A 14,715-nucleotide genomic window follows, 5' to 3' on the forward strand; every position below is an offset into this window, starting at 1 on the left:
TTATAATGAGGGAGAAAAATGAAAACAAATCTATTTAACAAAAAAGAATTTTACTCTATTAGAAAATATAAAGCTTATGGAACAACTTCTGCATTGATTGGAACTGCTATGTTAATGGGATTAACTGCTCAAACAGTCAGTGCCAATGAAACAACTGTTCAAGTAGTTTCTGAACCTACTGTGGTTGAAGTCTCTCAACCATCTCAAGATTTTACTCAAGAATTCGATGAGAACAAAGAAGCGAAAACACAACCTATTGTGACGACAGATCCAATTGAAGAGTATAGCATTTTAGAAGAACATAATACACCATCAACTGAAACATTAGATACTATAAACAGTCAAGAGACACACGAATCAGCAGAAGTTATTATTCCATCATCTAGTATTGAAACGCCAGAAGAAGTAGCCAATGAAAAAGATTCTGTTCTGTTACTTGAAGAAGAAAATCTTACAAAAACTTCTCAGAGTGGTTTTAGAAAAGCAGTTGATGCCCCTTATGCAGCTTTTCGATCAGTAGATAACTCTAAACCTTACATGACTCTTGAAAGGTACTTTGGTGATGGTAATCGCGCTAATATTAACTATAGTATTGTTAGAGAAGGACAAACAGTAGATATTTCCTACAAGGTTGGTTTAACAAGAATCACACCAGAAGAAGTCGAGTTGACTCCAGATGCTCGAGCTTTAAATTTGGTGTATGATAAGAATTCTGGGTATATCAAAGGAACAATTGTTCTTTCTGATAACTTTCCATTGAAGGAATATTTGATTGGATTGCAGTCAAAAACTGACCCTCAAAATACTAAGGTGACGGCCACTTTAAATATTTATGGCAAAGAAAATATCAATGAATATGGTTTTATCACTATATATACTAGACTTGATGAGCAAAGAAGTAAAAACAAATCTGATTTTGATGATATCATGACTGCCCCTAAACATACAATTTATCCTTTTGTATCGTCAGATACAAATGCAAAGGAGACGTCAAGTACTGTTATTTTTCCTCTTCAAGATGGTAACATTATGGTTACAATGCCAGTAACTCCGTTTGGTTATTTGCTAGATAAAACTAGAGAGGAAAATTATGACTCACATATTTACCCTCAAACCATTGAAGATGCAACGTCAGATAGCAAACAATACACAAATAATATTTATTTAATGAGTCTTGATAATAGTCAAGATGGCGCTAAACAATTAGTGACTATTAAAAGTGTAGAACAGGTTGATGCCAGTCCAGGAATTGAAACCAAGTTTTTTATTGATAAAACACCAACACTACTTAATACAACATTGGATAGAAATCGCTCGGTAGATAATAGGAATTTTCCAACATACCGCCTTCAATTTACCAATCTTCCAGCAACAGCAGGTCGTTATTTTGCAGATTTTAAAGTTGTTGATAGTATTGGAAGAGAAAAAAAACATCATCTAGAAATTTTAACTTATGAACAATCTCAAACAGTTATTAATGAGATTAAACCAGGTTATGATGAAGTTTCTTCTCTAATTATCACTCATGCTGATGTTAAGTTGGAACCAAATAAACAATATGATATCAATAATCAAACTGTTTTACCATCTGAATCTGATGAACAAGAAGTTGGGATTATTAGATTAAATAAAGAAAATGCAAGCATTGAGATTGTTAACAAGCCTGAAGGTATTGAAATAAACACGGCAACTGGTAGAATTACCAAAAAGGCTGGTGTCCTTTTACAGTCAGGCACTTATACCATTGAAACTAAAGCTATTGATGGGCACTTTGGGAATTCTGCGCCAACTAGACTACTCAAGTTTGAAGTGGTAGATGCCCCAAATCCTATCCAACATCAAGTTTGGAAAGAATGGCAAGAGATTACTCCGATTAACGTCTCAATGAAAAACAATTCGAAGATTGAAAGTATTGAGATTGTTGAAAGTGATGCTAACCACGTTAATCTAAGAGGAGATGGCTCAACGGTTAAAGGAACAACCTTAGAAGCAACTAATGGTCAAAAAACAGTCTTTTTAAAAATCAATTATCTCACTAAAGATAATGAGGTAAAAAGTGTCAAGACTAGCTTCACCTATGAAGTCCAAGCCGACCCAGAAAATCAATTAAGTCTAAATATTACTAATGCTGATCAAACTGTTTATGAAAATCAAGCAATTTCAACGATGACAATAACCACTAATTCAAGTGAAGAATTAGTCGTTGACACAGATTCATTGCCTTTTGGTGTCGTTTATCATCCTGAAACAAAAACGATTACCGGAACACCAAAGTATGAAGGACGTTATCAAGCAGTTGTTACAGCAAGTAGAAATGGTAAGAAATTATCAAAAACGATTACTATTACTGTTAATCCAAGTAGTTTTACAATCCCACCTATTACAAAAGATTTAGTAGCAGGTTCAGAAATCGAACCTATTGAAATTAATTTACCCGCTAATGCAACTAAGGAATTTAGTAGTCTTAACTTGCCACAAGGTCTAACAATAAGTGAAGATGGTCGTAGGATTACAGGTACACCATTGGTTGTCGGAAACTATACAATACAACCAAGATATAGTCGAAGAACTTCTGCTGGGAACTACCAATCAGCTACAGCAAACATTACTTTACGTATTACAAATGCTCCAATCTCCTTAGCAATTTCTAATCAACGTCAAACAGTAACTGTTTTAGACGCTATTGAGGACATGGTTGTTGACGCACCTAGTGGCGCTAAATTAGCAGTTCAATCAGGAAAATTACCAACAGGAGTCACTTTTGACAGCACTAGACGCGTTATTTCTGGTACTCCTACAGAAGTTGGGACTTTTACAGCAACTTTCAGTGCAGAATTTGCTAATATTTACGGTGGTAGAAAAGCGACAGCTGATGTTACTATTGTAGTGAGAAATCGTGAAGCACAGTTGCAAATTGCTAATAATGATCAAACAAAACAGGTATTAACACCTTTAGATGATATTATTTTAAGTACTGATGATAAAGCGACTATCACTTTAGATTCAAGTAAACTTCCAGCAGGTGTGACATATAATCAACAAACAAAAACTATTAGTGGCACTCCATCTGTTGCTGGTACTTATAATATTCCTGTAACGGCAACCTTTAATCAAATGGCTAATCAGCCTAGTGAAACAAAAAATCTTCTTATCAACGTTACAAATTTACCGGCAACTATTAATATTACAAATAATAATCAAGAAATAACATTGGGACAATCTATTAAAGATATTGTGATTGAGCATAATCAAAAAGCAAGTCTTTTAGGGCAATATCTCAGCCTTACTTTCCCAGAATCAGATATTGCTTCTTATCTCGATGAGAGATTAGGCCTTAACTATAACCCAGATACCAATACTATTTCAGGGCAACCAAAACAAACTGGCGTTTACAAGATAAGATTTAAAGCGATGAATCCACATGCTTTAGGTGGAGAAAGTGCTGAAGGGATTCTAACACTTACGGTTACTCGTGACGAGTTATCCCTAGATGTTTCCAAAGATAATCAAATTGTTATTTTAGGAAATGCTATTCGCCCGATTACATTAAAAGCTACCGATGGCGCAACAATTGAGGTTGAACAATCAAGTTTACCGGATGGAGTGACTTATAACTCTTCTCAAAAAACAATTTCTGGGGAACCAACTCAAACTGGTAAATATGATATTGTTGTAAAAGCTTCAAAAAATTCAGGTAAATCATCAGTTCAAAAAGTAGTAAGTATTGATGTTATTGATATTACCTCAGGTAAAGACGGTAACTCTGTTCACTCTGGTGTTACTGAACCAAGAAGCCAACTTGGAAAAGCAGGTGATATCTATATTGATACAAGAACTGGAAACACTTATAAGAAGGTGGGAAGTCAATGGTCACTTACAGGAAATCTAAAAGGACCTCAAGGTGAACGAGGTCTTCAAGGTGAACGAGGTCTTCAAGGTGAACGAGGTCTTCAAGGCCCTCCAGGTAAACGTGGTGAACAAGGCTTTCAAGGAATACCTGGTGAACGAGGTCTTCAAGGAATACCTGGTGAACGAGGTTTTCAGGGCCCTCCAGGCAAACGTGGTGAACAAGGTTTTCAAGGTATTCCAGGTGAGCGCGGATTAAGAGGTGAACGAGGTCCTAGAGGTGAACGAGGCCTTCAAGGAAGAGCCGGTCGTGATGGTCGTGATGGTAGCTCAGTCAGCATAGCAGAGGTTAGAAAAGACGGTTCAGGTAATACCGTCATAAGCTTCTCAGATGGCAAAGAAGTGACGATAGAAAAAGGTGATAAAGGAGATCGAGGCGAACGAGGTCTCCAAGGCGCAACCGGTCAAGCCGGTCGTGATGGACGTGACGGTAGCTCAGTAAATATCACCGACGTCAGAAAAGATGGTTCAGGTAATACTGTCATCACCTTCTCAGATGGTAAAGAAGTCACTGTAGACAAAGGTGACAAGGGAGTCCGAGGTGAGCAAGGTCTTCAAGGCGCAACCGGTCAAGCCGGTCGTGATGGACGTGATGGTAGCTCAGTAAGCATCACCGACGTCAGAAAAGATGGTTCAGGTAATACCGTCATCACCTTCTCAGATGGTAAAGAAGTGACTGTGGATAAAGGTGATAAAGGAGACCGAGGCGAAAAAGGTCTTCAAGGGACAGCTGGACGCGACGGTAACTCAGTAAGTATCACTGATGTTAGAAAAGATGGTTCAGGTAATACTGTCATCACCTTCTCAGATGGTAAAGAAGTGACTGTAGACAAAGGTGACAAGGGAGATCGCGGCGAACAAGGTCTTCAAGGTGCAACCGGTCAAGCCGGTCGTGACGGTAGCTCAGTAAGTATCACCGACGTCAGAAAAGACGGTTCAGGCAATACCGTCATCACCTTCTCAGATGGTAAAGAAGTGACTGTAGACAAAGGTGACAAGGGAGACCGAGGTGAGCAAGGTCTTCAAGGTGCAACCGGTCAAGCAGGCCGTGATGGTAACTCAGTAAGTATCACCGATGTTAGAAAAGATGGTTCGGGCAATACTGTCATCACCTTCTCAGATGGTAAAGAAGTCACTGTAGACAAAGGTGACAAGGGAGACCGCGGCGAACAAGGTCTTCAAGGTGCAACCGGTCAAGCCGGTCGTGATGGACGCGACGGTAGCTCAGTAAGTATCACCGACGTCAGAAAAGATGGTTCAGGCAATACTGTCATCACCTTCTCAGATGGTAAAGAAGTGACTGTAGACAAAGGTGACAAGGGAGACCGAGGTGAGCAAGGTCTTCAAGGTGCAACCGGTCAAGCTGGTCGTGATGGTAGCTCAGTAAGTATCACTGACGTCAGAAAAGATGGTTCAGGTAATACTGTCATCACCTTCTCAGATGGTAAAGAAGTCACTGTAGACAAAGGTGACAAGGGAGAGCGTGGCGAACAAGGTCTACAAGGTGCAACTGGTCAAGCTGGTCGTGATGGTAGCTCAGTAAGTATCACTGACGTCAGAAAAGATGGTTCAGGTAATACCGTCATCACCTTCTCAGATGGTAAAGAAGTCACTGTAGAAAAAGGTGATAAGGGAGATCGCGGTGAACAAGGTCTTCAAGGTGCAACTGGTCAAGCAGGCCGTGATGGCCGTGACGGTAACTCCCCTTCTCAGATGGTAAAGAAGTCACTGTAGAAAAAGGTGATAAGGGAGATCGCGGTGAACAAGGTCTTCAAGGTGCAACTGGTCAAGCAGGCCGTGATGGCCGTGACGGTAACTCAGTAAGTATCACCGATGTTAGAAAAGATGGTTCAGGTAATACTGTCATCACCTTCTCAGATGGTAAAGAAGTCACTGTAGACAAGGGTGATAAAGGTGACCGAGGTGAGCAAGGTCTTCAAGGTGCAACCGGTCAAGCTGGTCGTGATGGACTCGACGGTAGCTCAGTAAGTATCACCGAGGTCAGAAAAGATGGTTCAGGCAATACAGTGATTACCTTCTCAGATGGTAAAGAAGTCACTGTAGACAAAGGTGAACGCGGAGAACGTGGTCCACAAGGTGAGTCAGGAAATGCTGGCAACCAAGGTGGCAACAACGCTCAAGATGGAAACGACAATCAAGGCGGCAATAGCAACCAAGGTGGCAACAACGCTCAAGATGGAAACGACAATCAAGGCGGCAATAGCAACCAAGGTGGCAACAACGTTCAAGATGGAAGTGACAATCAAGGTGGCAATGGCAACCAAGGTGGCAACAACGTTCAAGATGGAAGTGACAATCAAGGCGGCAATGGCAACCAAGGTGATGACAACAACCAAAATATTGTCCCTCCAAAAACTAATATTTCATTTGTTCCTATTCAATCTATTCATGAAGTAACCTCACAATCATTAGGTATTATTAAAAAGCCATCTAATAATAAAAGTCTTCCAAACACTGGAGATACTAATAAAGATACCTTTGTTCTAGCAGGTATAGCAAGTGTTGCAGGGTTAGGAATGATGTCTGCTTATTCTTCAAGAAGAAAATATGGTAAAAATTATTGATATCACTGATGATTTGGTTCTTGATAGAAGTTGAATAACTGATATTGATGACAAAATTTATTAGTTAAAAAAAGGAAGAATCCTAGGATTCTTCCTTTTTATCTTATTTATCGGTTTTAAATCGTGATAGAAATAATACTTATAATTATTGTAATGGTAAAATAATCTCATCTTCAGGATTTGAGTTTGGTGCTTCTTGTCCTGAAATCTCAATAATAAGTTGATGTGGTAAGCAGACTAGTATTTGCCCACTTTTTTCAATCCAGCCAGATTTAACAGCAATTTGGTCTGGACTATTGTCTTCTTTGACCCTTATTTTATTTTGGTTTACTTCGATGATGTTGTACTGTCCTTCATGAGGGTAGTAAGTTTTTGTTTTGTGAGGACCATCAGGACTTAATTCATAAGTATCAACAACTTGACCGTCTATTTTAACAGTGGCAATTAACTGAGAATTATCCATATGATCAACTGTTAAATAAGTATACGTAAAAGGGATGAAGGATATTAAAACAGCAATGATGGTCAAAATATAATCAAAAGGTTTTAATTGTTTTAAAATACTTTTCATAGAACTCCTCTACACATGGTTGGTTTATATTTTTCAACCAACATTAAATGAATATTTATCTTAAAGATTTATCGTAATTTTTACGCCAAGTATTTGGAGATTGACCAAAGAAACGTTTAAAGGCAATGGAAAAATTAAATTGATTTGAGTAGCCAATTGCTTCTGCAATTTCTTGTAGGTTCCACTTTGTGTTTTTTAGTAATTCACAGGCTTTAGATAAACGGTAAGTAATTAAAAACTGTTGTGGCGTTATGGACATTTGTTCTTTAAAGAGACGACTAAAATAAGAACGATTTAAATTACAATGTTTTGCAATATCATCAACAGTAATTGAAGACTGATAATTTCTTTCTATAAAATTAATAGCTTCTCGAATGTATATTTCCTTAACCTCTTCATGTTCTGTCTTAGTAGTTATTATTGATTCATTAATTAAGGCATCAGCAAAAAGGTAGGTGTGAGCTAAAATATTGAGACTACTGGTTTTGTAGTTTTCTATAATGTAATTCATCTCATTGTAAACAGCATTTTTAATATTATGATTTCGAGAGGAAAAAATAAGATTTTCAAAGGTAAGTCCCGCTCTTTTTAAAAAGTGCTCCGCTTTTAAACCATTAAACTCTAACCAGATATAAGTCCAAGGATCACTAAAATCGGCTTCATAACTAGATAAGTGATTCGGGGGAATTAAAAATCCTTGACCAGCTCTTAGACGATATTCTTTTTGGTTCTTTGTATCAAAAAAGGTACCCTTACCTGAAATAATATAGTGGAACAAGAAGTGTTTGCGTTTTGATGGTCCAAAAGAGTGAAGTGGTTCACAAATCTCTTTTCCGAATTGAATAGGATATAAATCGACATAAGAACGATTATCAAAAAAATGAAATTCAGCCGTAGTCATTTAAATCTCCTTTGGTTTTTATAGAGAATTATCATATTAATTATAACATATGATTTATATATGATAAAGTGACTTTGTTTTATTAAATAGTTACAAAAAATAAAGAAATCATATAGCAAAGGTCACTCAAAAGAATAGAAATGTAAGCGCTATCTTGGTATTATATAATCATCAATAAGTAAAATACTTATAATATCTATTTTTAAAAAAGGAGTTAGTATCATGAAAAAAATTGGTTATTATCTAGGCTTAACAGCTTCTTTGTTTGCTCTAGCCGCATGTGGTAATAGTGGTTCATCATCCTCAGACAACACTAATAATCAATCAGATAAGGTTGAAATTTCATATGCTATCTGGGATTCTGGACAAGAGCCAGGTATTCGTCAAATTGCTGATAAATTTGAAGAAGAAAATCCTAATATCAAAATTGATATTCAGGTGGTTTCTTGGGACGCTTATTGGACAATGCTAGAAGCTGGTGCAACGGGAGGTTCCTTACCAGATACATTTTGGATGCACTCAAATGAAATTTATCGTTATGGTTCAAACGAAATGTTGCTAGACCTAACAGATTATATTTCTAAAAGTGATGCTATTGACCTAGAGAATTATCCTGAAGGGTTAACGCAAATTTATAATATCAATAAAAAACAGTATGCTGTTCCAAAAGATTATGACACTATTGGTCTTTGGTACAACAAAAAAATGTTTGATGAAGCAGGTATTGCATACCCTGATGATAGCTGGGATTGGGATACCTTAAAAGAAACTGCCCAAAAATTAACAAAATCTGATGGTAGTCAATATGGTTTTCTAGCCCCACTAATTAACCAAGAAGGCTATTATAATTTTGTTTATCAAAATGGTGGTACTATTATCACCGATGATAAAGTCTCAGGCTATGATGATCCTAAATCTATTGAAGCTTTAGATTATTACTTTAGCTTTGTAAAAGATAAAATATCTCCAGCAATTACTGAAGATCAAAAGAGGGTAGAAGCCTTTCAAAATGGTCAAGTTGCTATGGCACTCTTTGGTTCATGGAATTTATCAGGTTTTGCCAGCAATGATTATATTCGTGAAAATACGGATGTAGCTGTTTTGCCAAAGGCAAAAGATGGTACTCGTTCAACTATTTTCAATGGCTTAGGTAATGCAATTGCAGCAAATACTGAACATAAAGATGAAGCGTGGAAATGGGTTGAATTTCTAGGTTCTAAAGAAGGTCAAGAAATGCAAGCAGAATTAGGTGTTGCTATTTCAGCCTACAAAGGAACTGATCAAAAATGGATAGAATCAAATAAAGATTTTTCTATTAAAAATTATGTTGATATGGTAGAATACGCACAAATTCGTCCATATTCTAATACGACTTCTAAATGGGAAGATAGAGCTTATGAATTGTTAAAACCGGCCTATCTAGGAGAAGAAACTGTAGAAAAAGCTGCTAAAGAAACAGCAAAAATGATGAATGAAGAATTGGCATCCGAAAAATAATGCCTAATTTAGGACTGGAGAAGGTTGCTTAAAAGATAGCAATATTCTCCAGTTTTTCATTTATAACGCTACGAGGTACAATTATGAATAATCAAAAAAAATGGAATGAGTATTTTTGGGCATGGCTATTTGTTGCTCCAACAATGATTGGATTAATTGTTTTAAATATTATTCCTATTTTTGAAACAGTTCGATTAAGTTTTTATAAAAGTGGAGATTTTGGACAAAATGATATTTTTGTTGGATTGGCTAATTACCAAAGATTAGTTAATGATCCACAAGTTTGGCAAGCGACGTGGAATACTCTTAAATATACGTTATTAGTTGTTCCAATCACAATTATTCTTGCTATTATTTTAGCCGTTTTATTAAATGCTAATATCAAAGGAAAGCATCTTTATCGAACCATTTATTTTCTTCCTATGGTAGCTGCTCCGGCAGCAGTAACGATGGTTTGGAAATGGTTGTATAATACAGATTTTGGGTTGATTAACTTTATTTTAGGAAAGATTGGTATTTCTCCAGTTAATTGGATAGAAGATCCTAGAATTGCTCTTTATTCTATTGCCATTATTGGTATTTGGAGTACAGTTGGCTATAGTATGATTCTCATTTTAGCAGGACTTCAAGAAATTCCAAATGATTATTATGAAGCTGCAACGATAGATGGTGCTAGTGGCATAAAACAATTTTTTAGGATTACTTTACCACTCTTATCACCAACCTTATTCTTTGTTGTTGTGACAAGTATTATTCAGTCCATGCAAGTTTTTGATGCCATTTATTTGATGGAAGGGATTACAAGCCCAGCTTATAATAAAACAGTTTCGTTAGTTTACTTATTTTATAATAATTCCTTTAAGTATTCTGACAAAGGTTATGGTTCCACCATCGTCATGTTATTGTTAGTTATTATTTTATTAATAACTTTGATTCAAATGAAAATTCAAAAAAAATGGGTTCACTACGGCTAGGAGGAGAAATATGAAAAAACAATTAAAATCAAATCTATGGATACATGTGTTTCTTATTCTGACAGCCTTAGGGATGCTATTACCTTTTATCTGGATGGTTTTAACATCATTTAAATCGGTGACAGAATCTACTCAAATGAATCCTTTTAGTTTTTTACCATCTGTTTGGCATTTTGAAAATTATTCTGAAGTGATTCGTAACAATAATTTTGTTATTCTATATTTTAATACCATAATGATGATGTTGTGGCGCATTGTGAGTTCTGTCTTGTTTTCAGCTATGGCAGCATATGCTTTTGCACGTTTGGAATTTCCTGGTAAAAGAATACTATTTGGGTTAGTGTTATTTCAAATGATGGTACCACCTCAATTATTTGTCATTCCTCAATATTTAATGATTAATGAGTTAGGAATGAGAAATACAATCTTTGCATTAGTTTTCCCAGGTTTAGTTAGTGCTTTTGGAACTTTTTTACTAAGACAATTTTTTATTAGTCTACCAAAAGATTTAGAAGAAGCTGCAAAATTAGATGGTTGTAATATTGGTCAGACATTCTTTAAAATTATGCTACCTTTAGCTAAATCAGGATTAATTGCCTTAGGTATTTTCACAGCTTTGTTTGCCTTCAAAGATTTATTATGGCCATTAATCGTTAATTCAGAAGCAGATGCTGCAACACTTTCAAGTGCCCTATCAAAAATACAAGGAGCCTATTCAATTAATTATCCTCAATTGATGGCTGCTAGTGTTTTAGCTATTTGGCCGATGGTTTTAATTTACATTTTATTTCAAAAACAATTTATTCAAGGAATTGCAACATCAGGTGGCAAATTGTAGGAGAAAGCAATGGCGATTATTTTTAATGAGACAACAAAAGAATTTCATTTATTCAATGACTACCTTAGTTACGTGCTATGTGTTTTACCAAATGGACATCTTGGACAATTATACTATGGTAAAAGAGTTTCTGAGCAATCATCTTACACCTATTTATTAGAAAAGAGACAACGTCCATTAACCGCTTATGTTTTTGAAGACGATGAGTCTTTTTCATTACAACACACAAGGCAAGAATATGCCAGCTATGGTACAGGGGATTTTTCTCAACCTGCTTTTGAAATCATCTCAAGCGATGGTAGTCGTTTATCAGACTTTAAATTTGAATCTTATCGTATTGTTGACGGGAAACCAAATTTAAAAGGGTTACCTCATGTTTACGTGGAAAAAGATAATGAAGCTCAAACACTAGAAATTTTATTAAAGGACGTCGTTTCAGAAACACAACTATGCTTGTCTTATACGTTGTTTTCTAATAAACCAGTTATCACAAGAAATGCTAGGTTTACACAATTCGGTCAAGAGAAAATCAGACTATCTAGAGCACTTAGCATGACGCTTGATTTACCAGATAGTGACTATGATTGGATACACTTAGACGGTGCTTGGGGGAGAGAAAGACACATTAGTATTAGTCCTCTTCATAAAGGAATTCAATCCATTTATAGTTTAAAGGGATCAAGTAGTTCTGAACATAACCCATTTATTGCTTTGAAACGACCTCAAGCCGATGAACATCAAGGAGAGGTTATTGGATTTTCACTTGTTTATAGTGGCAATTTTTTGGCACAAGTTGATGTGACTCCCTTTGAACAAACAAGAATTTCGATGGGGATTCACCCTGAAGGATTTGAGTGGCAATTAGATAATGGAGAGACTTTTCAAACACCAGAAATTGTTATGGTTTATAGCGACCGTGGTTTAAATGGAATGAGTCAGGAGTTTCATATGTTATATAATAAGCGATTAGTGAGAGGGGTTTGGCGAGATAAAAAAAGACCTATACTTCTCAATAATTGGGAAGCTATGACATTTGATTTTAATGAAGATAAAATTCTAGCCTTAGCAGAAAAAGCAAAGACTGTTGGAGTTGAGTTATTTGTCATGGATGATGGTTGGTTTGGAGAGAGAAATCATGATCATGCAGGACTTGGAGACTGGTTTGTTAATCAAGAAAAATTGCCAAGTGGCATCAATGGCATCGCGTCAAAAATTCATGAGCTGGATATGATGTTTGGTCTTTGGATAGAACCTGAAATGGTTAATAAAGACAGTAATCTTTATCGTCAGCATCCTGATTGGCTATTACATCATCCAAAACGCAGTCAATCTCATTCAAGACATCAATTCACTTTGGATTTATCACGTGAAGACGTTTATCAAAATATTTATCAACAAATCCACAGACTGCTTTCTGAAAATGCAATCGATTATATTAAGTGGGATATGAACCGCTACATGACAGAAGCATTTAGTGTTTATTATTCGAAAAATCATCAGGGTGAAATTTTTCATCGTTATATCTTAAATGTCTATCGCCTTTATGAAGCTTTAATAACAGAATTTCCTCATATCTTGTTTGAATCATGTTCAAGTGGAGGAGGACGTTTTGACCCAGGGATGCTATATTATGCACCTCAAACTTGGACAAGTGATAATACTGATGCTATCGAACGTTTGAAAATTCAATATGGCACATCATTAGTATATCCTTTAAAAAGTATGGGTTGTCATGTTTCAGATGTTCCTAATCAACAAGTTAAACGACTAACTAGCCTTGATACAAGAGCAAATGTTGCTTATTTTGGTAGTTTTGGGTATGAATTGGACTTAATAAAAGCTACATCAGATGAATTAGAAAAAATTAAACAACAAATTACGTTTTATCAAAATTTTAGACACGTTTTCCAAGAGGGGAATTTCACAAGATTGTTAAGTCCATTTCAAAATAATCTTGTTGCTTGGCAAGTCATTTCAGAAGATGAAAAAACTATTATTGTTGGTATATATCATCTTTTGATTCAGGCAAATGGTGTCGCTAGCAGAATACAATTAAAAGGATTAGTTCCTGATGCTACTTACCTTCTTAATGGAAAAATTTATCGAGGAAATGAGTTAATGTCCATTGGCATTCTTATTAAAGAAGAGCTACAGGAGAATTATAAGGATTTTGTATCACATGTATTCGTATTAGAAAGGAAAGATGAAAAAGATGGCAACTTTGAGACTTGAGAATATCGGGAAACGTTATGATAATGGTTTTGAAGCCGTTAAAAATTTTAATTTAGACGTTTCTGATAAGGAATTTATAGCACTTGTTGGCTCATCTGGATGTGGTAAATCAACAACATTACGAATGATAGCAGGATTAGAAGATATCACAAGCGGTGATTTTTACATTGATGATAAATTAATGAATAATGTCTCCGCAAAAAATCGTGATATTGCAATGGTTTTTCAATCTTATGCTTTATATCCACACATGTCAGTTTATGATAATATGGCATTTGCTTTAAAGATGCAAAAAATGCCAAAAGATCAAATTGACCAAAAAGTGAAAGAAACAGCTACTATTCTAGGATTAACAGAGTTACTAAATCGTAAACCCAAGGCATTATCAGGTGGTCAAAGACAACGTGTTGCGTTAGGAAGGGCTATTGTTCGATCTCCTAAAGTATTCTTAATGGATGAACCTCTTTCTAATTTAGATGCTAAATTGCGTTCGAATATGAGATCAGAAATTATACGTATTCATAAGCAATTAGGAGCAACAACAATATATGTTACTCATGACCAAACAGAAGCTATGACAATGGCAGACCGTATTGTTGTAATGAGTAAGGGAGTTGTTCAACAAATTGGTGCACCAAAGGAAATTTATGAAAATCCTAAAAATTTATTTGTTGCGGGCTTCATCGGATCCCCGACAATGAACTTTATCAAAGGCTATATAAAAGAAAACTATTTTATAGTAAATAACGATATAAAATTAAAAATCCCTGCAGGAATAGTAAATGCATTAAAAGAAAAAGATTATCTTAACAAAACTATTATTTTAGGAATTAGACCTGAAAACATATCAAATGATCCTATGATTCTAAGTACTTATCCAGAAGCTTCCTTCGAGGCAAACATTAAAATAGCTGAACTTTTAGGAGCCGAGTATATTCTTCATACCTTTATGGGAGAAGAAGAGATGAAAGCTATTGTTCATAGTAGGCAAGATGTTAAATCAGACCAAACAATGACACTTGCTTTTGATATGAACAGAGCACACTTCTTTGATGTTGATACTGAGGAAAACATCTTATTTAGAATCGATTAAAAAACTATTGGCTTTAACAGGCCAATAGCTTTTTAGTTTATAAATGTTTTTATTGAGAATACGCTTTCAAGTTCAAAAAACAAAGGTAAATCCCTCATCTGTGTTATAATATTTTCAT

9 protein-coding genes are annotated in these 14,715 nt (G+C 35.6%); 7 read left to right on the forward strand and 2 right to left on the reverse strand.

The window, feature by feature from the left end; all coding sequences use genetic code 11:
• Positions 1-18 precede the first annotated feature (18 nt).
• Positions 19-5,640, forward strand: a complete 5,622-nt coding sequence (locus JHK62_RS01155) for a putative Ig domain-containing protein (protein WP_199574847.1) — start codon at positions 19-21, stop codon at positions 5,638-5,640.
• Positions 5,641-5,933: 293 nt separating this feature from the next.
• A complete protein-coding gene (locus JHK62_RS07950; protein WP_199574848.1) occupies positions 5,934-6,491 on the forward strand; it encodes an LPXTG cell wall anchor domain-containing protein in 558 nt (185 codons plus the stop codon).
• A gap of 145 nt (positions 6,492-6,636) precedes the next feature.
• Here JHK62_RS07950 and JHK62_RS01165 read toward each other — a convergent pair whose 3' ends face one another.
• Both JHK62_RS01165 and JHK62_RS01170 read right to left on the reverse strand, forming a co-directional pair.
• Positions 6,637-7,062, reverse strand: coding sequence for a NusG domain II-containing protein (locus JHK62_RS01165; protein ID WP_199574849.1), 426 nt, complete (start codon positions 7,060-7,062; stop codon positions 6,637-6,639).
• 55 nt (positions 7,063-7,117) lie between these two features.
• The gene (locus tag JHK62_RS01170) at positions 7,118-7,963 is read right to left on the reverse strand and encodes an AraC family transcriptional regulator (protein WP_199574850.1); all 846 of its coding nucleotides are present in this window, start codon (positions 7,961-7,963) and stop codon (positions 7,118-7,120) included.
• A gap of 222 nt (positions 7,964-8,185) precedes the next feature.
• On the opposite strand from JHK62_RS01170, the gene JHK62_RS01175 reads away from it, so the two are divergent.
• From JHK62_RS01175 to JHK62_RS01195, 5 genes are all read left to right on the forward strand, one after another.
• Positions 8,186-9,460: an ABC transporter substrate-binding protein gene (locus JHK62_RS01175; RefSeq protein ID WP_199574851.1), complete on the forward strand. Its 1,275-nt coding sequence runs from the start codon at positions 8,186-8,188 to the stop codon at positions 9,458-9,460.
• A gap of 83 nt (positions 9,461-9,543) precedes the next feature.
• Positions 9,544-10,434 (forward strand): carbohydrate ABC transporter permease, encoded by an 891-nt coding sequence (locus JHK62_RS01180; protein ID WP_199574852.1) that lies wholly within the window; start codon positions 9,544-9,546, stop codon positions 10,432-10,434.
• A 10-nt stretch (positions 10,435-10,444) separates the two neighbouring features.
• The gene (locus JHK62_RS01185; protein ID WP_199574853.1) at positions 10,445-11,272 is read left to right on the forward strand and encodes a carbohydrate ABC transporter permease; all 828 of its coding nucleotides are present in this window, start codon (positions 10,445-10,447) and stop codon (positions 11,270-11,272) included.
• A gap of 9 nt (positions 11,273-11,281) precedes the next feature.
• The gene (locus tag JHK62_RS01190) at positions 11,282-13,504 is read left to right on the forward strand and encodes an alpha-galactosidase (RefSeq protein ID WP_199574854.1); all 2,223 of its coding nucleotides are present in this window, start codon (positions 11,282-11,284) and stop codon (positions 13,502-13,504) included.
• On the forward strand, positions 13,485-14,597 hold the full coding sequence (locus JHK62_RS01195; RefSeq protein ID WP_199575235.1) for an ABC transporter ATP-binding protein: 1,113 nt from the start codon (positions 13,485-13,487) through the stop codon (positions 14,595-14,597). Before JHK62_RS01190 ends, JHK62_RS01195 begins: the two co-directional genes overlap by 20 nt.
• Positions 14,598-14,715 lie beyond the last annotated feature (118 nt).

The organism is Streptococcus pacificus, assembly GCF_016481305.1.
GTDB lineage: Bacteria > Bacillota > Bacilli > Lactobacillales > Streptococcaceae > Streptococcus > Streptococcus pacificus.

What these genes read in the sequence shown, in the direction of transcription:
- JHK62_RS01155 (WP_199574847.1), top strand. Translation starts at nt 19, where the DNA reads ATGAAAACAAATCTATTTAACAAAAAAGAATTTTACTCTATTAGAAAA.
- JHK62_RS01165 (WP_199574849.1), bottom strand. Translation starts at nt 7,062, where the DNA reads ATGAAAAGTATTTTAAAACAATTAAAACCTTTTGATTATATTTTGACC.
- JHK62_RS01170 (WP_199574850.1), bottom strand. Translation starts at nt 7,963, where the DNA reads ATGACTACGGCTGAATTTCATTTTTTTGATAATCGTTCTTATGTCGAT.
- JHK62_RS01175 (WP_199574851.1), top strand. Translation starts at nt 8,186, where the DNA reads ATGAAAAAAATTGGTTATTATCTAGGCTTAACAGCTTCTTTGTTTGCT.
- JHK62_RS01180 (WP_199574852.1), top strand. Translation starts at nt 9,544, where the DNA reads ATGAATAATCAAAAAAAATGGAATGAGTATTTTTGGGCATGGCTATTT.
- JHK62_RS01185 (WP_199574853.1), top strand. Translation starts at nt 10,445, where the DNA reads ATGAAAAAACAATTAAAATCAAATCTATGGATACATGTGTTTCTTATT.
- JHK62_RS01190 (WP_199574854.1), top strand. Translation starts at nt 11,282, where the DNA reads ATGGCGATTATTTTTAATGAGACAACAAAAGAATTTCATTTATTCAAT.
- JHK62_RS01195 (WP_199575235.1), top strand. Translation starts at nt 13,485, where the DNA reads ATGGCAACTTTGAGACTTGAGAATATCGGGAAACGTTATGATAATGGT.